This window comes from Streptomyces sp. NPDC006294, from assembly GCF_042870895.1.
In the GTDB taxonomy this organism is placed as follows: Bacteria; Actinomycetota; Actinomycetes; order Streptomycetales; family Streptomycetaceae; genus Streptomyces.
Window position 1 is genome coordinate 242265 of the sequence record NZ_JBIAHV010000008.1, and the last position, 23993, is coordinate 266257.

The window sequence follows — 23993 nt, forward strand, 5'->3', positions numbered from 1 at the left end:
CGCAGGCAGGCCGGCGGAAGGGCCGGCACAGCACCAGCAAAGGGTCAGCCGACGGCAGGCAGCAGGGGAGCAGCGGCAGAGAGATCGAACCGGGGCTCCCCGCCCGGACGTTCGCGGACCATACTTCAGGCATGACCGCGACTACGGCGTACGACGCCATCGTCCTCGCCGGCGGCGCCGCCAAGCGGCTCGGCGGCGCCGACAAACCGGCGGTGAGCGTGGGCGGGCGGCCCCTGCTCGACCGCGTGCTGGCCGCCTGCCGGGACGCCGGGCGCACCGTGGTCGTCGGCGGGCGCCGGCCCACCGCGCGCCCCGTCGTATGGGCACGCGAGCAGCCCGAGGGCGGCGGACCCGTCGCCGCCCTCGACGCGGGAGTGCGGCAGACCGGGGCACAGGCCCTCGTCGTGCTGTCGGCCGACCTTCCCTTCCTGGAGACCGGGACGGTGCGGCAGTTGGTCGCCGCCCTCGCACAGCGGGACAGCGAGGCGGTCGTACTGACCGATGCCGACGGCCGCGACCAGCCGCTGGTCGCCGCCTACCGTGCCGAGCCGCTCCGACGTGAACTTGCTCTCCTCGCGACCGAATACGGGAGCCTTTCCGGGCTGCCTCTGCGTCTACTGACCGGGGAACTGGACCTGGCCCGGATCGAGACCGACCCCCTCGCCTCCTTCGACTGCGACACCTGGGGGGACGTCTCCACAGCCCGGGCCCGCATCAGGGAGCATGGGTACGTGCTGGACGAATGGATCACCGCAGTCAAGGACGAACTCGGCATCGAGCTGGACGTGGACACCCACGTCCTGCTCGACCTCGCCCGCGACGCCGCGCACGGCGTCGCCCGGCCCGCCGCACCGCTCACCACCTTCCTGGTCGGCTACGCGGCGGCCAAGGCCGAGGGCGGGCCCGACGCCGTCGCGGAGGCCGCCCGCAAGGCGGCGGCCCTGGCCGCCCGCTGGGCGGACGAGGCCGCGGAGACACAGGGCGGGACAGGGACGGCGGAACCGCCCGGCCGCCCGGCCGACACCGCACCGGGCGCGAGTGGTGGGGACGCCGCGGGATGACCGGTCACGACCGCGAGGCCGCGGCGGCGGCCGGCGGCGAGCGGGCACGGCACGCCACTGCCGGAGCGACTCCGCCCGCAGGGGGCGAGCTGGACGGCGTCGACGAAGCGCTCGCCCTGGTCGGCCCGCGGCCCCCGGACGCCGCGGCACCGGACGCTGCCGCCAAGGGCTCCGCCACGCGCCGGCACCGAGCCGCCGCCTGGCCCGAGGCCCGGGCGCTGGCCGCCCGTACCGGACTCACCGCACCGCCGCGCAGCCGGCGCGTACCACTGGAGCAGGCCGTCGGGCAGGTACTCGCCGAGCCGCTCACCGCGCTGTGCGACCTTCCCTCGTTCGACACCTCCGCCATGGACGGCTGGGCCGTCGCGGGCCCCGGACCGTGGGCCGTGGAGGGCGAAGGGTCGATCCTCGCCGGGCACGGCGCCGACGGGCCCCTGCCCGACGGCACGGCGGTACGGATCGCCACCGGCGCCCGCGTCCCGCCCGAGACCACCGCCGTGATCCGCAGTGAGCACGGCCGTGTCGACGCGGCCGGGCGCCAGCTTCATGCCGACCGCGAGGTGGTCCCCGGGCAGGACATCCGCCCGCGCGGCCAGGAGTGCCGCTCCGGTGACCGGCTGCTGCCCGCCTCTGCCCTGGTCACCCCGGCGGTACTCGGCCTCGCCGCGGCCGCCGGCTACGACGAGCTGGTGACCTTCGTCCGTCCGCGGGTGGACGTGCTGGTGCTGGGCGACGAACTGCTCACCTCCTCGCTCCCCCACGGCGGACTGATCCGGGACGCCCTCGGGCCGATGATCGGCCCCTGGCTGCGGGCGCTCGGAGCGGAGGTGTCGGCCACGCGCCGCCTCGGGGACGACGCCGAAGCGCTCCACCGAGCGGTCACCACCTCCGAGGCGGATCTGGTGATCACCACGGGCGGCACGGCGGCCGGCCCCGTCGACCATGTCCATCCGGTCCTGCGGAAGGCGGGCGCGGAGCTGCTGGTCGACCAGGTCGCCGTACGGCCGGGCCATCCGATGCTGCTGGCCCGGCTGGCGTCCGGGCGCCATCTGGTGGGGTTGCCGGGCAATCCCCTCGCCGCCGTCTCCGGGCTCCTGACCCTGGCCGAGCCCTTGCTGCGCGGACTCGCGGGACGGCCCTCGCCGGCCCCGTACCGGGCGCCCGTACGCGAAGAGGTGCACGGGCACCCGCACGACACCCGGCTCGTTCCGTTCGTGCACCGCGACGGACAATTGGTCGCGCTGCACTACAACGGGCCGGCGATGCTGCGCGGAACTGCGGCGGCCGACGGGCTCGCGGTCGTCCCGCCGGGCGGCGCCCGGCCCGGCGACGAACTGGAGGTCCTCGACCTCCCTTGGGCGACCTGGGCGACCTGGTCGCCGTGGACGCCCTCCGACGAGCCAGGAGGGTGTTTCACGTGAAACTTCCCGGTCACGACGCCATGGCCCGGCACGCGGACGAACATCTCGTCACCGGTCGTGTGAAGCTCCCCCGTAGGATCGTCGAGCAACCGCTGCGCCAGGTGAGCAAGCGACTGCTGATGGCGCTGATGGTGCTCGGCATCACCGTGATGATCGTCTACACCGACCGGGCGGGCTACAACGACAACGCGGACGGGTCCGTCGACTTCCTCGACGCCGTCTACTACGCGACCGTCAGCCTCTCCACCACCGGCTACGGCGACATCGCGCCGGTCAGTGACGGGGCCCGGCTCATCAACGTGCTGCTGATCACGCCGCTGCGCGTGCTCTTCCTCATCATCCTGGTCGGCACCACTCTCGAGGTCCTCACCGAGCGCACCCGGGAGGAGTGGCGGCTGAACCGCTGGAGGTCCAACTTGCGCGACCACACCGTCATCGTCGGCTTCGGCACGAAGGGACGATCGGCGATGCAGACCCTCTGTGCCACCGGGCTGCGGAAGGACCAGATCGTCATCGTCGACCCCAGCTCCAAGGTGATCGACACCGCCAACGCGGAAGGGTTCACCGGCGTCGTCGGCGACGCCACCCGCAGTGACGTCCTGCTCCGGGCAGAGCTGCAGAAGGCCCGTCAGATCGTCATCGCACCCCAACGCGACGACACGGCGGTGCTGGTGACACTCACCGCCCGCCAACTCAACCGCGGCGCGAAGATCGTCGCCGCCGTCCGTGAGGAGGAGAACGCTCCGCTGCTGCGTCAGTCCGGCGCCGACGCCGTGATCACCAGCTCCGGCGCGGCCGGCCGACTGCTCGGTCTGTCCGTGCTCAGCCCCAGTGCGGGCACGGTCATGGAGGACCTGATCCAGCAGGGCAGCGGCCTCGATCTGATCGAACGCCCGGTGATAAAGGCGGAGGTGGGCCGCAACGTCCGGGAGACGGACGACCTCGTGGTGTCCGTCCTGCGGGGCCACCGGCTGCTGGGGTACGACGACCCGGCCGCCAGCCCGCTGCAGCTCACGGACCGGCTGATCACCATCGTCCGCGCGGAGAACGCTCCTCCCGCCAGGGCCTCGGAGTAGCCTCGCCGCCATGCATGCGATCACGATTCCCGAGCCCGGTGGTCCAGAGGCGCTGGTCTGGGCAGAGGTGCCCGATCCGGTGCCCGGCGAGGGCGAAGTCCTCGTCGATGTCGTCGCGAGCGCGGTGAACCGCGCCGATCTGCTCCAGCGCCAGGGCTTCTACGACCCCCCGCCCGGCTCGTCCCCCTACCCCGGTCTCGAATGCTCGGGGCGGATCTCGGCGCTGGGGCCCGGCGTCTCCGGCTGGGCCGTCGGCGACGAGGTGTGCGCGCTGCTGGCGGGCGGCGGTTACGCGGAGAAGGTGGCCGTGCCCGCGGGGCAGTTGCTGCCCGTTCCGGAAGGGCTCGACCTGACGACGGCCGCCGCGCTGCCCGAGGTGACGGCGACGGTGTGGTCGAACGTGTTCATGATCGCCCACCTGCGCCCGGGCGAGACCGTGCTCGTCCACGGCGGCGCGAGCGGTATCGGCACCATGGCCATTCAGTTGGCGAAGGCCGTGGGGGCCCGGGTGGCTGTGACCGCGGGCGGGCCGGACAAACTGGCGCGCTGCGCCGAGTTGGGCGCGGACATCCTGATCGACTACCGGGAACAGGACTTCGTCGAGGAGGTCGAGAAGGCCACCGGCGGCGCCGGCGCGGACGTGATCCTCGACATCGTCGGCGCCAAGTACCTGGACCGCAATGTGAAGGCGCTCGCGGTCAACGGCCGCCTTGCCGTCATCGGCCTTCAGGGCGGGGTGAAGGGCGAGTTGAACCTCGGTGCGCTGCTGCGCAAGCGTGCGGCGGTCACCGCCACCTCGCTCCGGGGCCGCCCGCTCGGTGAGAAGGCGGCGATCGTGGCGGCCGTGCGCGAGCATGTCTGGCCGCTGATCGGCGCGGGCCGGGTACGAGCGGTCGTCGACCGTACGGTGCCGCTCGCCGACGCGGCGGAGGGCCATCGCGCCCTGGAGTCGGGCACCCATGTGGGCAAGGTCGTGCTGACCGCGCCCGACAAGGGCTGAACCAGCCGCCGACGTCACCTGATCGAGCGAGGGCCCGTCCCACCGTCGAAGCGGTGGGACGGGCCCTCGTACGTGCCGTGCGTCTACAGGTACGGTCCGGAACGGATCGCGCCGTGCTGACCGCCCTCTTCCTCGTCGTGCGATGCGCCGGGCGGCAGGGCCCGCCGCATCTGCTCCAACTGCGCCCGTGCGGCCATCTGCTGGGCGAACAGCGCCGTCTGGATCCCGTGGAACAGACCCTCGAGCCAGCCGACCAACTGGGCCTGCGCGATCCGCAGTTCTGCCTCGGACGGGATGGCGTCGTCGGTGAAGGGGAGGGAGAGGCGCTCCAGTTCCTCGACGAGCTCGGGCGCGAGCCCGTCCTCCAGCTCCTTGACCGAGCCGGCGTGGATCTCCTTGAGCCGTACCCGGCTCGCCTCGTCGAGAGGTGCTGCCCTGACCTCCTCCAGCAGCTGCTTGATCATGCTGCCGATCCGCATGACCTTGGCCGGTTGTTCGACCATTTCCGTCACCGGGACCTCGCGCGACTGGTCGTCACCTTCACCGCCGCCGAGAGCCATCCCGTCCTGTCCCACGACGAGGACGTGGGGGCTCTCCTGCGACCGTTCATTCCTCGGCATCTCCATGCCGTCCATTCTCTCGTACATGCGCGTCACCACACGGTGTGCCCCCGTAGGAGAGTGATCCACCCTCCTACGGGGGCACAAAACCGCTGGACATGGACCTGCCGGGCGGACTCCGGCCGTCGGATCGCCGAGTTTCGCCGGTCACGACGGCCCGTCGCATGCTGTTACGACGCGCCGCACAGGAGCCATGCCGCGGTCACGGCGCGCCACGCCGGTGTCACGTCACACCGCTCAGGTCACCCCGCTCACGTCACCCCGCTCACGTCGCCTCGCGCCGGGCGAGGGCGCCGCGGGAGCGGGTGACCAGGGCCGCGAGCAGCGCGGCGCCCACGGGGACCGCGACGAGCAGGGCGGCCAGCGTCGCCCAGGGCACGACGATCGGCACGTACGGCACCGAGCCCGCTCCACCCCAGCCCTCGTCGAGAGCCCTTTCGTACCAGGTGGTCTGCTGACGCTGCTCCGTGAGCCGCAGCCCGATCGCCGGCAGCACGCCCGCCGCCGAGCCGAGGACCACCCCCATCGCGGCCACCACCCCGCACTGGAAGCCGCTGAGCGTCCTGCGGACCCTCGGCGGGGCGCCGACCGCGGCCAGCGTCTTCAGGTCGGCCTCCGCGTCCGCCTGGGCGAGCCCGGTGGCGATGCCCGCCGCACCGATCGTGATGAGTCCGGCGAAGACGGTCAGCGCCAGCAGGATGATGCTGTTCTCGCTGGTGTAGCCCTCCTCGATGTGGAGGTCGATCGCGGTGCCCGTCTTGTCCAGCTCGCCGTCGAGCCGCTGCCGCTGCTCGCTGCTGGGCATGGTGTCGGTCGTGTAGTACGCGCCGAACGGCGCCGTGGTCATGCCCGCGGCCTTGGCCGCCGACGGCGACAGCAGCAGGGGCAGGCCGTACGACTTCGACGTGTCCGGCATCTGGTGGGCGGTGAAGGTCTTCATCTCGCCGGGGATCTTCTCGCCCTTCTCGGCGGCCCGGTCCGCGGCGTCCATGTCCGTGACCAGCCGGATGTCGACCTTCCCCCGGGCGTTGACGTTGCGCTTGTCGAAGGACACGACCCCACCCGCGGCCAGGGCCTTCTCGGCCGCCGGGTCGTCGATGCCGAGGACCTTGAGCAGCTTCGCGTCGCCGATCATCAGGCCGCCGTCGGCGTGGACTCCGCCGCCGTTGTTCTGCTCGCACCGCCAGTCCTCGGCCAGCTTGCGCCGTTCGGCCTTGGTGAACTTCTCCGCCGGGTCCTCGTTCGGCTTGGTGGGGTCCCAGGCCCACAGCGGGCACTCGTTCGCCTTGGGCACGACGATCTCGTAGCGGCCGCAGCCGTCCCCGTCGTCGAAGCGCGTGCAGCCCGGCTTGCCGACGACCACCCGGTCCACGTCTGCCCGCACGTCCACGGGCAGCAGCTTCTGCACCGTGTCGCGTACGGCGGGCACGTCCCGGCCGCCACCCTCTTGGATCACCATGGAGACGGCGCCGTGGGGCAGTTGCGCCGTGTACTCGGCCTCGCCCTGGGCGTCCCTGCTCGCGGCGTAGGTGGCGACGGCCACCGTGCCGGCGACGGCGGCCAGCACCGCTGCCACCGCGGGGGCCGTACGACCCCGGTTGCGCACGGCGTCGCGCAGCGCGAGCCGGGGGGAGAGCGGCAGGATGCCGCCGATCCGGCCGAACAGGCCCACCAGCGCGGGAGTCAGCGCGACCACGCCCAGCTCGGCCAGGGCGCTGCCGCCCGCGACGACGGCGAACTGGTCCGTCATCGTCGATCCGTACAGCGCGATCGCCGCACCGAGGGTCACCGCGATCAGTCCGATGACCGGCAGCACTCGGCTGCTGCGGCGCACCCCGCGGCGGCCGGTGAGCGAGGCGAGCACGCTCTGCCGGGACGAGGTGATGGCCGGGACGATCGCGGCCAGCAGCCCGGTCAGCACGGCGAGCAGCGCGATGCCGAGCAGTTCCAGCGGCCGTACGTCGAAATGGCCGAAGCGCTTGCCCATGTACCCCTCGAGCACGGGCTGCAGCAGATAGGTGAGGATCAGACCGAGGACCGTGCCCACCACCGCGGCGGCGACACCGATCACCAGACCACCGCCGAGCACGATGGCCCGGATGTGCCGCCGGTCGCCGCCGTTGGCGCCGACCAGTCCGAGCTGGCGGCGCGAACGACGGGCGCCGACCGCGAAGGCGGGGCCGGCCAGCAGACAGATCTCCAGCATCGCCAGGCCGACGACGGTGCCGACCGCGGCGAGCGCGGCGGCCTTGGCGGCCGTGCTCGCCTCGAAGTTGCCCCAGCCCTCCTGCTGGAAGAGCGGAACCTCGGAGTCGGCGGGCGGGTTCAGCGCCACCGCCCTCGAACTGACCTTCACGCCCTTGGCGTTGATGTCCTTGACGATGTTCCACGTGAAACCACCGGAAACGGTCGCCAGGATCGTCGTCGAGGGCGACGTGCCGGAGTAACCCCCGGCCTTCAGCGCCTTGTCGAGCGGCGCGAGCATCGCGCCCGGCAGCGCGTTGACCTGGTCCGTGTCCAGAGCGTTCGGAAGTTCGTACGAGCCGACGATGTGGTACGGACGGTCGAAGCCGCGCGCGGTGACCGCGGAGCCCACCTTCAGGCCGCTGCTCTCGAGGAAGTGGGTGGTCGCGGCGACCTCGTCGGTCTTCTGCGGCAGCCGGCCGTCGACGACGTCCAGGATGCCCTCGGCCATCGGGTCGGTGGACTTGAGCTCACGGATCTCGGTGTGCAGGAGACCGTGCGTCGTACGGAGCTTCGCGGAACCGGTGGTGTCCGTCAGCGTCTTGGCGCCCGCGGGCAGGGCCTTCGCGAGGTCCGTCCTCCCGTCCGGCCACGGCTTGTCGGAGAAGTCGGCGACCGGGCTGTAGTTGGTGCCGTCCGGGGACTGCATGATCGGCTCGCCGCCCACGCCCGGGTCGGAGAGTCTGCCGTCGGCGGCGCCGAGAGAGCGCTCGAGGCTCTGCTCGGTGGAGAGCTGGGAGCTTCGGACGGTGAGGTCCACGGCGCTCACCCCGACGATGGGGAGGGCGATCATGGACAGGACGAGGAAGCTGCGTCCCTTGGAGCGCCAGGCGTCGCGGCGCGCGATTCGGATCGCGGCACGCCAGGAGTGGTACCAGGTCATCACAGTTCTGCCGCCTGGCCGGAGAGCAGCGAGTCGGCCTGGCTGCGGACGGTCTGGTCGACGACCGCGCCGTCGCGCAGGAACACCACGCGGTCGGCCCAGGCGGCGAAGCGCGGCTCGTGGGTGACGAGGATGCCGGCGGCACCGGCGTCGCAGCGCGAGCGCAGCAGGGCGAGGACGGACTCGCCGGTCTCCGAGTCCAGGGCGCCGGTCGGCTCGTCGGCGAGGACGAGACGGCGGTCGCCCACGAGGGCGCGGGCGATGGCGACGCGCTGCTGCTGGCCGCCGGACATCTCGTCCGGGAAGCGATCGGCGAGGTGACCGAGGTCCATCTCCTCAAGAGCGGCGACGGCTTCGCCGCGGGCCTTGCGGGCGGAGACGCCGTCGAGTTCGCGCGGTAGGGCGACGTTCTCCGCGGCGGTGAGCGCCGGGATGAGGTTGTAGTCCTGGAAGACGTAGCCGATGCTGCGGCGTCGCAGCGCGGCGAGCGTCTTGCGGTCGGCGGTCGTGATGTCGGTGTTCTCGACGATCACGCGCCCCGAGGTCGGGGTGTCGAGGCCGCCCGCGATGGTCAGCAGCGTCGACTTGCCCGAGCCGGACGGACCCATGACGGCGACGAGTTCGCCGGGGAAGACGTCGAGGTTGATGCCGCGCAGGGCATGCACCTCGGTGGCGCCGCTGCCGTGCACCCGGGTCAGTTGCTGGAGTTGCAGGACGGGTGGCTGTGACGGCTGAGACTGCTGTGAAACCTGTTCGGACACGGGTGGGTCCCCCCTTGGACGGACGCGTACACACGAGCGGTGCACGGAGAGGTGATACGAGCGGTGAGCGGTCGGCCGGGTGGGCCGATGCGGATCGGTGGTGAGCCGCCGGCCGGGTGGGCCGATGCGGATCGGTGGTGAGCCGCCGGCCGGCCCGCCAGGGCCGGTGCGTGCGGTGGAGCGGCCGGTACGGCGCCGGGGCGCGCGGTCGGCGGTTCGGTGCCGCCCCGGATGCCCTGCATGGGGCCGGGGCTCCGGGGCGGGCGTGAGCCCTCCCTTCCGGATCGTGGGCGCGAGGTCTAGTCGGCAGGCGTGGCACGCCTGCCGGTGGCCGCGGCCGCCTGCGGGGCCGGGGTGGGCGGCACGGCGGCCCCGGCCCCGCGCCCGGCCGCGCCGGCGGCCGAGAGCCTGATGAGCCGGACCTCGCAGTGGTCGAGCCAGCGGGCCTCCGCCTCGGTCTGGAAGATCAGCTGTTCCAGCACGAGCAGCCAGGCCACGTCGTCCCGCTCCTGCGAGCCCCCGCTCTCGATGGCGGCGAGAGCCTGGGCCTTGAGGCGGGTGTAGTCCTGCATGGCGTTCACCGTGTGGTGGCGCTGCGACTGGATGACGGCGCGGATGTCCACCCCGGGCGCGCCGACCGCCATCGCGAGCTTGATGGCCAGTTCGTCACGGGGCGGACTGCTGCGGTCCACCGGGGTCTCGAACCAGGTGCGGAGCTCGGAGCGGCCGGCGTCCGTGATGACGTAGAGCGCGTGTCCTGCCTCGTCCTCGCCGCTCTGCGCGACCATGCCGTCGCGTTCCAGGCGGGCCAGCGTCGTGTAGACCTGGCCCACGTTCAGGGGCCAGGTGGCGCCCGTGCGGGATTCGAACTCCGAGCGGAGCTGGGACCCGTAGCGGGGACCGTGTTCGAGCAGGGCGAGGAGCCCGTGGCGAATGGACATACTCAGTATGTATACCGGGTATGTCGCTCGCGGCAACCATCGCTGGACGGAGACTCGGCGTCCGTCCTGAGGGGGACGCGGCGGTCAGCGGCGCCGCAGCCGCACGCCGAGGAAGCCGATGCCGAGGCCCATCAGAGCCATCCCGACGCCCAGCGACAGCGGCGAGATCTCCTGGGCGACGGGTGCGGGTGTCCCCTGAGGTGCCTGGTGGCGGGCGGCGGCGGGCTCGCTCCGGTGCGGCGCCGGTGTCGGCGCGACCCAGGCGTCGCCGGGCTTCTCCGACTCGAGTGCCTCGTCCTCCGGAGGGAGGGTGTCCGCGGAGGGCTCCCCGTCGCGGGTCGGCTTCGCCTCGGCGGACCTGGACGGCGAAGCGGGCTGCGAGGACTTCGCCGCCGTGGCGCTCGCCGACGGCGATGCCGCCGCGGCGGGCGTACGCGAAGGGGGCGCCGACGGGGTGGTGCTCGTGCTCGGTGAGGGCGTCACCTGCCGGCCGGGCCGCGGGCGCCCCTCACCGGCCTGGCGCCCCGCGAGCGAGGCCGAGGCCGTCGGCTTCGGGGACTTCTCGGGAGCCTTCGGCTCGTCGGCGGCGTACGCGGCGGGCGCGGGCGCGAGCAGCAGCAGCGAAGCAACGGTGATCGCGCATCGCGTGTGCAGTCCTGGAGTCGCTGGAGTCACCGGATGACCCCTCCCCGTGCCGAGGTGCCGCTGCCGACATATCGGACTCAGGGTCACATGGCGGAGGATCTCCGGCATCCCGTGCATCGATCGCCGGCCGGAGCCCGGTCCGGGTGCCACGCCCCCGCCCGCGCGGCACAGCGGCCCGGCACACAGTGTGCGTACCGGGCCGTTCGCGCGGACGGCACCCGTGCGGGCGCCGCGGAGTGCTTACTCCGGATAGCCGCTGGAGACCTCGAGGGTGAAGTTGGCCTTCTCCGGGTCGACCTCCGACCTGGCTAGCGGGAACTGCGAGATCACCACGCCCTCGCCCCACTGGCCGTTCGCCTTCTCCCGCTCGGTGAACGTCCAGCCCGCGGCCTGCAGACACGCCTTGACGGAGAGGATGTCCTTGTAGACGAAGTTGGGAGCGTCGACCTTGGAGGGGTCGTTGTAGCTCTCCCGCGCCTCCGAGCACTCGGTGCTCTTCATCGTGCGCTCGCGCTCCGGCCCCTTGTAGCCCGCCTTCGCCGACTCGCTCGTCGTCGGGTCGCCGCCGGCCTCCGTGCTGGAGTCCTTGTCCTTGCCGTTCAGCGTGATCGCCGTGATCAGACCGCCGATGGCCAGCACCGCCACCGCGATGGCGCCCACGACCACCGGCATGTTCCGCTTCCCGCCGCCGTTGCCGCCGGCGGGCGGCTGCTGGTGCTGCGAGATCGTGTACGGCGGCGGGGTGCTGGTCGCCGGAGGCTGCGACTGGTACGCCGGGGCCGGCGTCGGGTAGCCGTAGTGCGGCGCGGGGGCCGGCGCCGGCGTGGGCGCACCGTACGGACCGGGTTGATACGGCGTCTGGACGCCGCTCTGCGGTGCCGGGGCCGACTGGTCGAGCGGCGGGAAGACGGCGGAACCGACGCCCGCGCCGCTGGTCGCCGGTGCGCCGGTGATGATCACCGGAGCGCCCGTCTGCCCGGCGCCCGTGATCCGCGCGCACTCGTCGCGCATGGCCGCCGCACTCGGAAACCGCTCGTTCGGGTTCTTCTTCAGCGCCCGCGCCACCAGCGCGTCCATCGCGGGAGTGACGGAGCGGTTGATTGTGGAGGGCGCGACCGGCTCCTCCTGCACATGCGCGTACGCGATGGCCAGCGGCGAGTCCGCGTCGAACGGCAGCCGGCCGGTCAGCAGCTGGAAGAGCATGATGCCGACCGAGTACAGGTCGGAGCGGGCGTCCACGCCGCGCCCCAGCGCCTGCTCGGGCGACAGGTACTGCGGGGTGCCGACGACCATGCCGGTCTGCGTCATCGAGGTGACGCCCGACTGCATGGCACGGGCGATGCCGAAGTCCATCACCTTGACGATGCCGCGCTTGGTCATCATCACGTTGCCGGGCTTGATGTCGCGGTGGACCAGGCCCATCTCGTGGCTGGTCTCCAGCGCGGCCAGCACGTCGGCGGTGACCTTGAGCGCCTTGTCGGCGGGCATCGCACCGTACTGCTGGATGTCCGTGGCCAGCACGGAGCCGAGCGGCTGGCCCTCCACGTACTCCATGACGATGTACGGCATCACGCCGCCGTCCCCCGCGGCGGAGCCGCTGTATGTCACAGCGTCCTCACCCGTGTCGAAGACGGACACGATGTTGGTGTGGGAGAGCTTGGCCACGGCCTGCGCCTCGCGCCGGAACCGCTCGCGGAAGGACGCCTCGCGGCCCAGTTCCGTGTGCAGCGTCTTGATCGCGACCTGGCGGTCGAGCGCCGAGTCGTAAGCCAGATAGACGGAGGCCATTCCGCCTTCGCCGAGCAGATCGCGAAGCTGATACCGGCCGCCCGCCACGGAACCACCCGCATAGCGGCCCTGCGCGCCGTCCTGGCTCATGACTGTGCATCCCCCTCGGCGCGGTGGTCCGACCGACCGGCCCGCGATGGTTCGCTGCTGCGTGGCGATCCTGGCCCCGGGAACCGAGAAACCTGGACCGTGATCCCGTATTACGGGGCAAGTCTGCCGCAGGGGTCCGACACGTCAAGCCACGGGTCCGTTCCGTGACCGTACGCACAACAAGCGTCTCGGAAGCGTTACAGGAACCGGATGGAATTTGCGCCGCCCGGCGCCAAGAGGGTTTGATGGCCGGTCTCTCTCGGATCCGGCCTGCCGCGCCAAGGCTGTAGCGTGACGTGGCACAGCACCACGAGCAATGGCACCCCCGCAAGCACAGTACGCGCGCGGACAGATACGACGGCGAGGACTGATGGCACCCGAACCCGGAGCAGACGGCAGCGGAGTGCCGGATTCTGCGGACGCCTGGGGTGTCGGCGGACTGGTCGGCGACGGCCGCTACCGCCTGACGCACCGTCTCGGCCGTGGCGGAATGGCGGAGGTGTTCGCGGCGGAGGACGTACGGCTCGGCCGTACCGTCGCCGTCAAGCTCCTGCGCGCCGATCTCGCGGAGGACCCGGTCTCCAAGGCCCGCTTCACGCGCGAGGCCCAGTCGGTCGCCGGCCTCAACCACCATGCCGTGGTGGCGGTCTACGACTCCGGCGAGGACGTGGTGGGCAGCCAGACCGTCCCCTACATCGTGATGGAGCTGGTCGAGGGGCGCACGATCCGCGATCTGCTCCTCAACGCGGAGGCGCCGCCGCCCGAGCAGGCCCTGATCATCGTCTCGGGCGTCCTCGAAGCACTCGCGTACTCCCATCAGCACGGCATCGTGCACCGCGACATCAAGCCCGCCAACGTCATCATCACCCACTCAGGCGCGGTCAAGGTGATGGACTTCGGCATCGCGCGCGCCCTGCACGGCGCGCAGTCGACGATGACCCAGACCGGCATGGTCATGGGCACGCCGCAGTACCTCTCTCCCGAGCAGGCTCTCGGCAAGGCCGTCGACCACCGCTCGGATCTGTACGCGACGGGCTGCCTGCTGTACGAACTCCTCGCCCTGCGCCCGCCGTTCACCGGTGAGACGCCGCTCTCCGTCGTCTACCAGCACGTGCAGGACATCCCGGTGCCGCCGTCGGACGTGTCGGACGCCGTGCCGCCCGAGCTCGACGGTCTGGTCATGCGCTCGCTCGCGAAGGACCCGGACGACCGGTTCCAGAGCGCCGAGGAGATGCGCGGGCTGATCCAGTACGCGCTGCAGATGCTCCAGCAGCAGGGCAGCCACAACGGCGGCTGGAACACCGGCCCGGTCCATCTGTACGAGGGCGGCACCGCCGCGACCAGGGGCATGACCGGCGCGACCGCCGCGCACTCCGGCCACGGCGAGACGTCGCAGGGCCCGATCCTTCCGCCGATGAACCCGAACGACGGGAGCTACGACGGCGGTTACGGCGGCGGACAGCGCGGAAACGGCGGGGGCGGGCGCGGCAAGGTGTGGCTGCTCGCGGCGCTCGCCGTGATCGCGGTCGTCGCCGGCATCGCGTTCGCGCTCGACAAGGCCGGCGACCCCGGGGGCAACAACCCGGGCGACGGCAAGACGGTCTCCGAGTCGCCGAGCACGACGCCGGAGGAGACCCCGTCGCCGACGGAGCATGAGACCGAGCGGTCCGAGGACCCGGACACGTCCACCGGCGGCAACCAGTGGCCGACCTGGACCCCGTCGGACCAGCCGTCGTTCACCCCGAGCACGCCGCACACGCCGTCCGACGACCCGACCCCGACGGGCCCCACCGACGACCCGACGGACGACCCGACGGACGACCAGAGCGACGATCCGACGGGCGACCCGACCGGTGGAACCCCCACCGGCGGTCCGACCGGCGAGCCGACGGGCAATGCCGGCGGGGAGCCCGGCGAGGAGTGAGGCGGGGTCTCGCCGCGGCCGGCCGAACCCGCCGGCCGGCTCACCCCGCGAACGCCTCGCACACCGCCTCGTACTCCTTCGTCCACCAGACCGCCAGGGCCGACACCGCGGGAAACAGCGGGTCGGCCCTTCGGTCGTGCAGCTGGTAGCGCCAGCGCAGTATCCAGAAGTCGTTGAGCCGCTCCCACCACACCCGGTGGACGGCCGCCCGCAGTTCGGCCGCGTCGGCGCCCGTCGCCCGCCGGTAGGCCCGCGCGTACGCCCGGACCTTCGTGAGCTCCAGCCGGCCGTTCGGCGTGACGAAGAAGATCACCGCGGCCCGCACAGCCTCCTCCGCCCTCGGCTGGACCCCCAGCCGGTCCCAGTCGACGATCGCGGCCGGCTCGGCCCCCCGGTAGAGCAGGTTCAGCGGGTGGAAGTCGCCGTGCACCCAGCCGCCCGCGCCGCCCGGCGGCGGCCTGCGGCCGGCATGGCGTTCGAGCAGCGCGCGCCGCTGCAACAGGCGGTGCTCCGCGAGGGTGTCGAAGGAGTCACGCGGCCGGGCGGACCGGGTCAGCTCCAGCAGCTCCTCGATGAGGGCGAACGTCTCGTCGGGGTCGGCGCTGCCGTGCTCGGTGCGCTCCTGCGCGCCGGTGTCCATGACCTGGGCCAGGCAGGTGTGGACGAGACCGAGGAGCGATCCGAGCCGCCGTGACTGGCCCGCGCTGAGCTGGGCGCCGCTGCGGTGGCGGCCCTCGATCCAGGGATGCAGGGCGTAGCAGTGGCCGCCGATCACGGCGACCGTGGCCCCGTCGCCGTCCGCCAGCGGCGGGGCGACGGGCACATGGAGGGCCTGGAGCCGCCGGGTCGCCCGGTGCTGGCGAGCGATGGCCTCGTGGTCGCCGTCGAGGTGGTGCTTGAGGAAGTACGCCCCGCGGGTGGTCGAGAGGCGGTAACCGCGGTTCAGGAGCCCCTGGGTGACGGGTTTGCAGGAGAGGGGTTCACCCGGGTTCTCGTAGCGGCGCAGAAGCGCGGTGACGGGCGGAGCGTTATCAGATGAGCGCGGCACCCGCCAGATGTTAGATCACGGAATGTGCCGCTCCGGCTGCTCTCCGGATCGGTCCATCGTGTGCACGGTGACGAAGCGCGGCTCGATGCGCAGATAGGCCGGCCGGAACTCCTGGTCGTCGATCCGCCGCGGGCACGGCCCGAGACGCTCCAGCTCCTCGTCCGTCGGCCGGGCCGTCTCCGCGGTGCCGGTGAACTGGACCGACCACAGCTCCGCCGCCCCCGAGCCGAGGTTGTCCGCGCCGTACGCCACCACGCTGCCGCAACATGCCCGCTGGTGGTCGAAGGCCGCGTGCGGGCGCAGCAGCACCCGGCCGTCCGTCACGATGTGGCGGGCCGGGACCAGGAAGGGCATGGCGCGGAGGCTGGCGGCCAGCCGGCCGTACGGGACGCGGTCCAGCAGCTCGACGGCGTGGAGTTCCTCAAGGGACATGAATTCCACTCTGCGTGACCGACGACTCCGCTGTGTAGGGTCACCGGCCCTCAACCGCCGGGACCAAGGTCCCGGAACGGGGCGTGACGCCGTTAGCCCGAACGAGTGATGACACGGGCCTCGGCCTGCTGACGGCGCCGATCACGGGACGCGCGAGCACCCGCCGCCGTCCCCGGACACCGCCCGCCCCGACCACTCAGTGGTGCTGGCGCTCCGCATCCATCCTCGCCACGAACGCGGCCGCCTGCGCCCGTCGCTCCATGCCCAGCTTGGACAGCAGGCTGGAGACGTAGTTCTTGATGGTCTTCTCTGCCAGATGGAGCCGTTCCCCGATGGCGCGGTTGGTGAGCCCCTCGCCGATCAGGTCCAGGATCCGGCGCTCCTGGTCGGTGAGGTTCGCCAGCCGGGCGTCGCCGCTCGGCCTGCCGCCGTCCCGCAGCCGCTCCAGCACCCGGGCGGTGGCCACCGGGTCGAGCAGTGACTTTCCGGCCGCGACGCCGCGAACCGCCGTCAGCAACTCGTTGCCGCGGATCGCCTTCAGTACATATCCCGAGGCCCCGGCCATGATCGCGTCGAAGAGGGCCTCGTCGTCGGCGAAGGACGTGAGCATCAGGCACTTGATGTTCTCGTTGCGCGAACGGACCTCGCGGCAGACCTCGACGCCGCTTCCGTCCGGCAGGCGTACGTCCAGCACGGCGACGTCGGGGTCGGTCGCAGGGATCCTGACCAGGGCGTCTTCCGCGGTGCCGGCCTCGCCGACCACCTCGATGTCGGACTCCGCAGCGAGAAGTTCATGAACGCCGCGCCGGACCACTTCATGGTCGTCGAGTAGGAATACCGTGATTTTTCCCGTTTCGTGCACAAAGGGAGTCTCACATATTGAGTCTTCCCGTGCCGGGGGTGGCCGGTATACCGTGCCCGTGTTCCGGCGGCCTGCAGGGCTGTGACCAGTGGTTGTTCCCCTATTTCTCGATTTACTTGGAAATCCAAGCAAAATCGCAGGTCAAATGGGGTTTCGCAGTAATGCTGCCCACTGGGTAACGTGCCTGTGACAGGACGTTCGCCGGGACACCTGTCACGCCCGACCTCCGGCCTTGCCGCACACACCCCGTGCGCGGGCCGGGAAGCGGGCGAGCCGCACTGGTTTCCGGCGGACCCCGGGGGCCGGACCGACGGAGGAGCACGCACGTGACCGTGGAGAGCACTGCTGCCGCGCGTAAACCGCGACGCGCCAGTAAGCGCGCCAGCGCCGCCAAGAAGCCGCAGAGTTCCGAGCCCCAGCTCGTACAGCTGCTGACGCCCGAGGGCGAGCGCGTCCAGCACCCCGAGTACGACATCGACCTGACCGCCGACGAGCTGCGCGCGCTGTACCGGGACATGGTCCTGACCCGCCGCTTCGACGCCGAGGCCACCGCCCTGCAGCGCCAGGGCGAGCTGGGTCTGTGGGCGTCGCTGCTGGGTCAGGAGGCCGCCCAGATCGGCTCCGGCCGCGCGCTGCGCGACGACGACTACGTCTTCCCGACCTACCGCGAGCACGGCGTCGCCTGGTGCCGCGGGGTCGACCCGACGAACCTGCTGGGCATGTTCCGGGGTGTGAACCACGGTGGCTGGGACCCGACCGTCAACAACTTCCACCTGTACACGATCGTCATCGGCTCGCAGACGCTGCACGCCACCGGCTACGCCATGGGCGTCGCCAAGGACGGCGCCGATTCGGCCGTGATCGCGTACTTCGGGGACGGCGCCTCGAGCCAGGGCGATGTCGCGGAGTCGTTCACGTTCTCCGCGGTCTACAACGCCCCGGTCGTGTTCTTCTGCCAGAACAACCAGTGGGCGATCTCCGAGCCGACCGAGCGGCAGACCCGCGTCCCGCTGTACCAGCGCGCGCAGGGCTACGGCTTCCCCGGCGTCCGCGTCGACGGCAACGACGTGCTGGCCTGCCTGGCCGTCACCCGTTCCGCCCTGGAGCGGGCCCGCCGCGGCGAGGGCCCGACGCTCGTCGAGGCCTTCACGTACCGGATGGGCGCGCACACCACCTCCGACGACCCCAGCAAGTACCGGCACGACGACGAGCGGGCGGCCTGGGAGGCCAAGGACCCGATCCTTCGGCTGCGTACCTATCTCGAGGCGGAGGGCCACGCCGACGAGGCGTTCTTCGCCTCCCTCGACGAGGAGAGCGACACGCTGGCCAAGCGGGTGCGCGAGGCGGTGCGGGCGATGCCCGACCCCGAGGACATGGCGATGTTCGACCACGTCTACGCGGACGGGCACGCGCTCGTCGACGAGGAGCGCGCGCAGTTCGCCGCGTACCAGGCATCGTTCGCCGAGGAGGGCAAGTAAGCCATGGCTGTTCAGAAGCTTCCCCTCGCGAAGGCGCTCAACGAGTCGCTCCGCAAGGCCCTCGAGACCGACCCCAAGGTCCTGATCATGGGTGAGGACGTCGGCAAGCTCGGCGGCGTCTTCCGGATCACGGACGGGCTGCAGAAGGACTTCGGCGAGGACCGGGTCATCGACACCCCGCTCGCCGAGTCCGGCATCGTCGGCACCGCGATCGGCATGGCCCTGCGCGGGTACCGCCCCGTGGTCGAGATCCAGTTCGACGGTTTCGTCTTCCCCGCGTACGACCAGATCGTCACGCAGCTCGCCAAGATGCACGCCCGTGCGCTCGGCAAGATCAAGCTGCCGGTCGTCATCCGCATCCCCTACGGCGGCGGCATCGGCGCGGTCGAGCACCACTCCGAGTCCCCGGAAGCGCTCTTCGCGCACGTCGCCGGCCTCAAGGTGGTCTCCCCGTCGAACTCCGCCGACGGATACTGGATGCTCCAGCAGGCCATCCAGAGCGACGACCCGGTGATCTTCTTCGAGCCGAAGCGGCGCTACTGGGACAAGAGCGAGGTCGACACCGAGGCCATCCCCGACCCGCTGCACGTCGCGCGCGTCGCCCAGGCCGGCACCGACATCACGCTGGCCGCCTACGGTCCGATGGTGAAGGTCTGCCTCGAGGCGGCCGCCGCCGCGGCCGAGGAGGGCAAGTCGGTGGAGGTCCTCGACCTGCGCTCGATGTCCCCGATCGACTTCGACACCGTCCAGACGTCCGTCGAGAAGACCGGGCGGCTCGTCGTGGTCCACGAGGCCCCCGTCTTCTACGGCTCCGGCGCGGAGATCGCCGCTCGCATCACCGAGCGGTGCTTCTACCACCTGGAGGCCCCGGTGCTGAGGGTCGGTGGCTTCCACGCCCCGTACCCGCCGGCACGGCTCGAGGAGGAGTACCTTCCGGGTCTTGACCGGGTGCTGGACGCCGTCGACCGCTCGCTCGCGTACTGAGGAGTGCCGTGACCATGACGCAAGACACTTCCCTCCGCTTCCGCGAGTTCAAGATGCCCGACGTGGGCGAGGGACTCACCGAGGCCGAAATCCTCAAGTGGTACGTCCAGCCGGGCGACACCGTCACCGACGGCCAGGTCGTGTGCGAGGTGGAGACGGCGAAGGCGGCCGTCGAGCTGCCGATCCCGTACGACGGCGTGGTGCACGAGCTGCGCTTCGCCGAGGGCACCACCGTCGACGTCGGCACCTCGATCATCACGGTCGACGTGGCGCCGGGCAGCGACGAGGCGGCGCCCGCGGAGGCCGCGGCCGTCCCCGCCGCGCAGACCGAGGCGTCCCCGGTGGCGGAGGCCGCCGCCGAGGCGGAGGAGGACAAGCCGAAGGGCCGCCAGCCCGTCCTCGTCGGCTACGGCGTCGCCGAGTCCTCCACGAAGCGCAGGCCCCGCAAGCAGGCCGGCGCTCCCGAGCAGACCGAGGCCGCCGCCGCCATCCAGGCGGAGACGAACGGCCACGGCACGCAGGCGGCGCCGCGTCCGCTCGCCAAGCCGCCGGTGCGCAAGCTCGCCAAGGACCTCGGCATCGACCTGGCGACGGTCACCCCGACCGGCCCCGACGGCGTCATCACCCGCGAGGACGTCCACGCGGCGGCCACGCCGGAGCCCGCCCCGGCCGCCGCCCCCGAGCCTGCCCCGGCTCCGGTCCAGGCCGCTCCCGAGCCCGCCGCGGCCGGTGCGCGCGAGACCCGTGTGCCGATCAAGGGCGTACGGAAGGCGACCGCGTCGGCGATGGTCGGCAGCGCGTTCACCGCGCCGCACGTCACGGAGTTCGTGACGCTCGACGTGACGCGCACCATGAAGCTCGTCGAGGAACTCAAGGCCGACAAGGACATGGCGGGGCTCCGGGTCAACCCGCTGCTGCTCATCGCCAAGGCCCTGCTGGTCGCGATCAAGCGGAACCCGGGGGTCAACTCGGCCTGGGACGAGGCCAACCAGGAGATCGTGCAGAAGCACTACGTCAACCTGGGCATCGCGGCGGCCACGCCGCGCGGTCTGATCGTCCCGAACATCAAGGACGCGCACGACAAGACCCTGCCGCAGCTGGCGGAGTCCCTGGGCGAGCTGGTCGCCACGGCCCGCGAGGGGAAGACCACTCCGGCGGCGATGCAGGGCGGCACGGTGACCATCACCAACGTCGGCGTCTTCGGCGTCGACACCGGTACGCCGATCCTGAACCCCGGCGAGTCGGCCATCCTCGCGGTCGGTGCGATCAAGCTCCAGCCGTGGGTCCACAAGGGCAAGGTCAAGCCCCGTCAGGTCACCACGCTGGCGCTCTCCTTCGACCACCGCCTGGTCGACGGCGAGCTGGGCTCCAAGGTCCTCGCGGACATCGCGGCGATCCTGGAGAACCCGAAGCGCCTCATCACCTGGGCGTGACGGCCTGACGGCCTGATGTCCCGTTCCACGTGAAACACCCGGCCGGGCCCCTGCCCGGCCGGGTGTTCGCGTCTCCGCTGCCCGGCGACCCGTCGCAATCCCGGCCGGCAGGGCGCGCCGCGGAGACGCGTGCCCCCGACGCACCGGCCGTGAGCGGGGCTGACCCCGGGCCGGTAGACCCGGGGCCCCGTCCGTATCCCGGACGCGGCTTTCTGGTTGAACGCTGTTGTATCTAAGCTGTGTGCATGTCCGCCGCCACCACCGTGAAGCAGCCCCCTGCCGCAGAACGCGTCTACACCCACATCAAGCAGGCCGTCCTCGACCGCCGTTACGAGGGCGGGACGCTGCTCACCGAAGGTGAACTGGCAGAAGCCGTGGGGGTGTCCCGCACCCCCGTCCGGGAAGCGCTGCTCAAGCTCGAGGTGGAAGGGCTCATCAAGCTCTATCCGAAGAAGGGCGCACTCGTCCTCGCCGTCTCCGCGCAGGAGATCCGGGACGTGGTCGAAACCCGGTTGCTGGTCGAGGAGTTCGCGGTGCGCAAGGCGGTGCCGGCGCCCGCCTCGCTCGTCGCGCGCCTGGAGGAGCTGCTGGCCGAGCAGCGGCGTCACGCCGACGCCGGCGACCTCGCCGCTTTCGCCGTCAGCGACCGCTGCTTCCACGCCGAGATCGTCAAGCACGCCGGCAACGAGATCCTCTCCCGGCTCTACGACCAACTCCGCGACCGCCAGCTGCGGATGGGCGTCGCGATGATGCAGGCCCTCCCCGACCGGGTGTCGCGCAACTACGAGGAGCACGCCGAGATCCTGGACCGGATCAAGGCGGGTGACGCCGAGGGCGCGGCCGGCTGTGTGCACGTCCACCTCGGCCGGGTCGAAGTGCTCGTCCGGGGTGCGGGCCGGTGAGCCCCACCCCGGTCTCCCTGCCCGGCGATCCGCCCGGCGGCCGGCGGGCCGCCGCGGTGTGGGGCATCGGAGTGGCCGTCTACTTCGTCGCGGTCATCTTCCGTACCAGCCTCGGCGTCGCGGGACTCGACGCCGCCGACCGCTTCGGCGTCAACGCCTCCGCCCTGTCCACCTTCTCCATCCTCCAACTGCTGGTCTACGCGGGCATGCAGATACCCGTCGGCCTCATGGTCGACCGGCTGGGCACCAAGAAGGTGCTCACCATCGGCGTGGTCCTCTTCACCGCCGGCCAGCTCGGCTTCGCCCTGTCGCCCTCGTACGGGACGGCGCTCGCGGCCCGCGCGCTGCTCGGCTGCGGCGACGCGATGACCTTCATCAGCGTGCTGCGCCTCGGCTCCCGCTGGTTCCCCGCGCGGCGCGGCCCGCTCATCGGGCAGGTCGCCGCGCTCTTCGGCATGGCGGGCAACCTCGTCTCGACCCTCGTCATCGCCCGCATGCTGCACGGCATGGGCTGGACGGCCACCTTCGCGGGCAGCGCGGCCGCCGGAGTGCTGGTGCTGGTGCTGCTCTCGCTGTTCCTCTCCGACCACCCCGAGGGCCACGAACCCTCGCCTGCCTTCGGCGGGGAGACCCCACTGCCCGCACGGCACGCCGGCCCCGCCTTCGTACGGAAGCAGATCGCCGCGTCGTGGCGTGAGCCCGGTACCCGGCTCGGCATGTGGGTCCACTTCACGACCCAGTTCCCCGGCATGGTGTTCCTGCTGCTGTGGGGCATGCCGTTCCTGGTGGAGGCACAGGGCATGTCCCGGGAGGGCGCGGGCGGCCTGCTGACGCTGGTGGTGCTCTCCAACATGCTGGTGGGTCTCGTGTACGGGCAGGTCATCGCCCGGCACCATGGGGCACGGGTCCCGCTGGCGCTCGGTACGGTCGGCTCCACCGCGACCCTATGGGCGGCCACCATCGCTTACCCGGGCGGCTCGGCTCCCATGTGGCTGCTCGTCACACTCTGCACGGTGCTCGGCGCGTGCGGGCCGGCGTCGATGATCGGGTTCGACTTCGCCCGCCCGGCCAATCCGCCGGAGCGGCAGGGGACGGCGTCCGGAATCGTCAACATGGGCGGTTTCATCGCCTCGATGACAACGTTGCTCGCGGTGGGGCTGCTGCTGGACGCGACCGGCGGCGACTACCGGATCGCCTTCTCGTCGGTGTTCGTGCTGGAGGCGCTCGGCGTCGCCCAGATCCTGCGGCTGCGCGGGCGCACCGCGCGGCGCGAGCGCGAACGCCTGGTGGCCAGCCGGGTCGAGGCGGTGCACGTCCCGGCGTGACGGCTGCCGGGACGTGCGGGGGTGTACGGGTCTACGAGGCGCGTACGGGGCGTACGCGGCGTGACGGCAGGCCCCGGGCTCCGCGTGCTTCGGGAGGTGCCGTCACACCCCGCCCGTTCGGCTACGGCGTGACGGCGAACGCGCGCAGGATGGCCTCGGCCAGCTCCGTGTCCCCGTCGACCTTGATCCGGTCGGGCACCGCGGCGGCCCGGACGCGTCCGCAGGCCAGCCGGTAGTACGTCTCCCAGTCCATACCGATGGTCGCCTGCGGGCCCAGCGAGGGAGAGCCGTCGATCGAGCCGCGGCCGTCGGAGTCCACCCGCACGGTCCGCAGGAACTCGACCGGCCCGTGGACGTCGAGGACGACGGCCGAATTGGTGGGCGCGCCCGCTTCCTTGGCGACGACCTTGGGCAGGCCCTGGAGGAGGACGTCCCGGGCGACGTACGCGCCCGGGGAGTCGAGGTTGCCCGGCCTGTTCAACGCGGACCGCAGGTCCTGCTCGTGCACCCACGTGTCGAAGGCGCGCATCCGGTAGGCGAGTTCGAGCGGCTGCTCGGCGCCGAGCGGTGCACGGACCTTGGTCTCCGGGCTGCGGTTCTCGTTCCGCAGCTGCCGGGCCCGGCGGATCATCGTGTACTCGAGCTCGGAGGTCATCTCCGGCGCCGTGTGGTGTCGGCGCACATCGACCTGCATCTCCATGTAGCGGGCGAACTCACTCTGCACATGGTAGAGATCGCGCGGCAGCGAGTGGATCGGCCGCGGGTCGCCGAGCATCTCGCACTCCATACCGATGACGTGCGAGACGATGTCCCTCACCGACCAGCCCGGGCACGGCGTGGCGCGGTTCCACTCGCCCTCGACGAGCGGCCCGACCAGTTCGGCTATCGCTTCGACGGCGTGGGTCCAGGCATCGGCGTAGTTCTGGAGGCTGGGATGGACGGTCACGGGACCCCTCGGCGGTCGTACGCGGACAAACTGGACTGGCAGCGCTGTGGGGGTCCGGGGGTGGCCCCCGGATGAGCACAGTACGCTGCCCGAAGGCACCCCGGCAGTGCTTTCGTGTGACGATCGTAG

At 71.8% G+C, this 23993-nt stretch carries 20 protein-coding genes; 10 read left to right on the plus strand and 10 right to left on the minus strand.

Annotation, left to right across the window (positions count from 1 at the left end; all coding sequences use genetic code 11):
* Positions 1–131 precede the first annotated feature (131 nt).
* The 4 genes from ACFYOP_RS16685 to ACFYOP_RS16700 are packed head-to-tail and all read left to right on the plus strand — an operon-like array spanning position 132 to position 4558.
* Positions 132–1061, plus strand: a complete 930-nt coding sequence (locus tag ACFYOP_RS16685) for an NTP transferase domain-containing protein (protein ID WP_356898051.1) — start codon at positions 132–134, stop codon at positions 1059–1061.
* A complete protein-coding gene (locus ACFYOP_RS16690; RefSeq protein WP_356898052.1) occupies positions 1058–2482 on the plus strand; it encodes a molybdopterin molybdotransferase MoeA in 1425 nt (474 codons plus the stop codon). Before ACFYOP_RS16685 ends, ACFYOP_RS16690 begins: the two co-directional genes overlap by 4 nt.
* Positions 2425–3558 (plus strand): potassium channel family protein, encoded by a 1134-nt coding sequence (locus ACFYOP_RS16695; protein WP_388451877.1) that lies wholly within the window; start codon positions 2425–2427, stop codon positions 3556–3558. Before ACFYOP_RS16690 ends, ACFYOP_RS16695 begins: the two co-directional genes overlap by 58 nt.
* A gap of 10 nt (positions 3559–3568) precedes the next feature.
* Positions 3569–4558, plus strand: a complete 990-nt coding sequence (locus ACFYOP_RS16700) for an NAD(P)H-quinone oxidoreductase (protein WP_356898053.1) — start codon at positions 3569–3571, stop codon at positions 4556–4558.
* Positions 4559–4641: 83 nt separating this feature from the next.
* Here the strand turns inward: ACFYOP_RS16700 and ACFYOP_RS16705 are convergent, their stop codons facing one another.
* From ACFYOP_RS16705 to ACFYOP_RS16730, 6 genes are all read right to left on the minus strand, one after another.
* Positions 4642–5184, minus strand: coding sequence for a bacterial proteasome activator family protein (locus tag ACFYOP_RS16705; protein WP_356898086.1), 543 nt, complete (start codon positions 5182–5184; stop codon positions 4642–4644).
* Between the two features lie 259 nt (positions 5185–5443).
* On the minus strand, positions 5444–8308 hold the full coding sequence (locus ACFYOP_RS16710; protein ID WP_356898054.1) for an ABC transporter permease: 2865 nt from the start codon (positions 8306–8308) through the stop codon (positions 5444–5446).
* Entirely contained in the window at positions 8305–9066 is a 762-nt protein-coding gene (locus ACFYOP_RS16715) for an ABC transporter ATP-binding protein (RefSeq protein ID WP_356898055.1), read from the minus strand. Before ACFYOP_RS16715 ends, ACFYOP_RS16710 begins: the two co-directional genes overlap by 4 nt.
* Before the next feature lie 299 nt (positions 9067–9365).
* Entirely contained in the window at positions 9366–10007 is a 642-nt protein-coding gene (locus tag ACFYOP_RS16720) for a PadR family transcriptional regulator (RefSeq protein WP_356898056.1), read from the minus strand.
* Between the two features lie 84 nt (positions 10008–10091).
* Complete coding sequence (locus tag ACFYOP_RS16725; RefSeq protein ID WP_356898057.1) at positions 10092–10682, minus strand: hypothetical protein; 591 nt, start codon at positions 10680–10682, stop codon at positions 10092–10094.
* A gap of 210 nt (positions 10683–10892) precedes the next feature.
* Positions 10893–12530, minus strand: coding sequence for a protein kinase (locus ACFYOP_RS16730; protein ID WP_356898058.1), 1638 nt, complete (start codon positions 12528–12530; stop codon positions 10893–10895).
* A gap of 370 nt (positions 12531–12900) precedes the next feature.
* Here ACFYOP_RS16730 and ACFYOP_RS16735 point away from each other — a divergent pair, with 370 nt between their 5' ends.
* A complete protein-coding gene (locus ACFYOP_RS16735) occupies positions 12901–14454 on the plus strand; it encodes a protein kinase (protein WP_356898059.1) in 1554 nt (517 codons plus the stop codon).
* Between the two features lie 40 nt (positions 14455–14494).
* On the opposite strand, the gene ACFYOP_RS16740 is transcribed toward ACFYOP_RS16735, so the two are convergent.
* The 3 genes from ACFYOP_RS16740 to ACFYOP_RS16750 form a co-directional block, all read right to left on the minus strand.
* Positions 14495–15502, minus strand: a complete 1008-nt coding sequence (locus ACFYOP_RS16740) for a phosphotransferase (protein WP_356898060.1) — start codon at positions 15500–15502, stop codon at positions 14495–14497.
* A gap of 15 nt (positions 15503–15517) precedes the next feature.
* A complete protein-coding gene (locus ACFYOP_RS16745) occupies positions 15518–15934 on the minus strand; it encodes a pyridoxamine 5'-phosphate oxidase family protein (protein ID WP_356898061.1) in 417 nt (138 codons plus the stop codon).
* A 196-nt stretch (positions 15935–16130) separates the two neighbouring features.
* Positions 16131–16796, minus strand: a complete 666-nt coding sequence (locus tag ACFYOP_RS16750) for a response regulator transcription factor (protein ID WP_356898062.1) — start codon at positions 16794–16796, stop codon at positions 16131–16133.
* 326 nt (positions 16797–17122) lie between these two features.
* On the opposite strand from ACFYOP_RS16750, the gene pdhA reads away from it, so the two are divergent.
* The 5 genes from pdhA (at position 17123) to ACFYOP_RS16775 (ending at position 22918) form a co-directional block, all read left to right on the plus strand.
* Positions 17123–18274 (plus strand): pyruvate dehydrogenase (acetyl-transferring) E1 component subunit alpha, encoded by a 1152-nt coding sequence (gene pdhA / locus ACFYOP_RS16755; RefSeq protein WP_356898063.1) that lies wholly within the window; start codon positions 17123–17125, stop codon positions 18272–18274.
* Positions 18275–18277: 3 nt separating this feature from the next.
* Positions 18278–19258 (plus strand): alpha-ketoacid dehydrogenase subunit beta, encoded by a 981-nt coding sequence (locus tag ACFYOP_RS16760; RefSeq protein WP_356898064.1) that lies wholly within the window; start codon positions 18278–18280, stop codon positions 19256–19258.
* 14 nt (positions 19259–19272) lie between these two features.
* Positions 19273–20691 carry a dihydrolipoamide acetyltransferase family protein gene (locus ACFYOP_RS16765; protein ID WP_356898065.1) on the plus strand — a complete coding sequence of 473 codons (1419 nt, stop codon included), beginning with the start codon at positions 19273–19275 and terminating at the stop codon, positions 20689–20691.
* Between the two features lie 245 nt (positions 20692–20936).
* The gene (locus tag ACFYOP_RS16770; protein WP_356898066.1) at positions 20937–21593 is read left to right on the plus strand and encodes a GntR family transcriptional regulator; all 657 of its coding nucleotides are present in this window, start codon (positions 20937–20939) and stop codon (positions 21591–21593) included.
* Positions 21590–22918 carry an MFS transporter gene (locus tag ACFYOP_RS16775; RefSeq protein ID WP_356898067.1) on the plus strand — a complete coding sequence of 443 codons (1329 nt, stop codon included), beginning with the start codon at positions 21590–21592 and terminating at the stop codon, positions 22916–22918. The genes ACFYOP_RS16770 and ACFYOP_RS16775 overlap by 4 nt, the downstream gene beginning before the upstream one ends.
* A 121-nt stretch (positions 22919–23039) precedes the next feature.
* On the opposite strand, the gene ACFYOP_RS16780 is transcribed toward ACFYOP_RS16775, so the two are convergent.
* Positions 23040–23864, minus strand: a complete 825-nt coding sequence (locus tag ACFYOP_RS16780) for a maleylpyruvate isomerase family mycothiol-dependent enzyme (protein WP_356898068.1) — start codon at positions 23862–23864, stop codon at positions 23040–23042.
* Positions 23865–23993: the final 129 nt, after the last annotated feature.

Excerpts from the sequence above, each read along its gene's own strand:
- ACFYOP_RS16770 (WP_356898066.1), top strand. The coding sequence starts at position 20,937 with ATGTCCGCCGCCACCACCGTGAAGCAGCCCCCTGCCGCAGAACGCGTC.
- ACFYOP_RS16730 (WP_356898058.1), bottom strand. The coding sequence starts at position 12,530 with ATGAGCCAGGACGGCGCGCAGGGCCGCTATGCGGGTGGTTCCGTGGCG.
- ACFYOP_RS16690 (WP_356898052.1), top strand. The coding sequence starts at position 1,058 with ATGACCGGTCACGACCGCGAGGCCGCGGCGGCGGCCGGCGGCGAGCGG.
- ACFYOP_RS16735 (WP_356898059.1), top strand. The coding sequence starts at position 12,901 with ATGGCACCCGAACCCGGAGCAGACGGCAGCGGAGTGCCGGATTCTGCG.
- ACFYOP_RS16760 (WP_356898064.1), top strand. The coding sequence starts at position 18,278 with ATGGCTGTTCAGAAGCTTCCCCTCGCGAAGGCGCTCAACGAGTCGCTC.
- ACFYOP_RS16720 (WP_356898056.1), bottom strand. The coding sequence starts at position 10,007 with ATGTCCATTCGCCACGGGCTCCTCGCCCTGCTCGAACACGGTCCCCGC.
- ACFYOP_RS16700 (WP_356898053.1), top strand. The coding sequence starts at position 3,569 with ATGCATGCGATCACGATTCCCGAGCCCGGTGGTCCAGAGGCGCTGGTC.
- ACFYOP_RS16705 (WP_356898086.1), bottom strand. The coding sequence starts at position 5,184 with ATGGAGATGCCGAGGAATGAACGGTCGCAGGAGAGCCCCCACGTCCTC.
- ACFYOP_RS16765 (WP_356898065.1), top strand. The coding sequence starts at position 19,273 with ATGACGCAAGACACTTCCCTCCGCTTCCGCGAGTTCAAGATGCCCGAC.
- ACFYOP_RS16745 (WP_356898061.1), bottom strand. The coding sequence starts at position 15,934 with ATGTCCCTTGAGGAACTCCACGCCGTCGAGCTGCTGGACCGCGTCCCG.
- ACFYOP_RS16685 (WP_356898051.1), top strand. The coding sequence starts at position 132 with ATGACCGCGACTACGGCGTACGACGCCATCGTCCTCGCCGGCGGCGCC.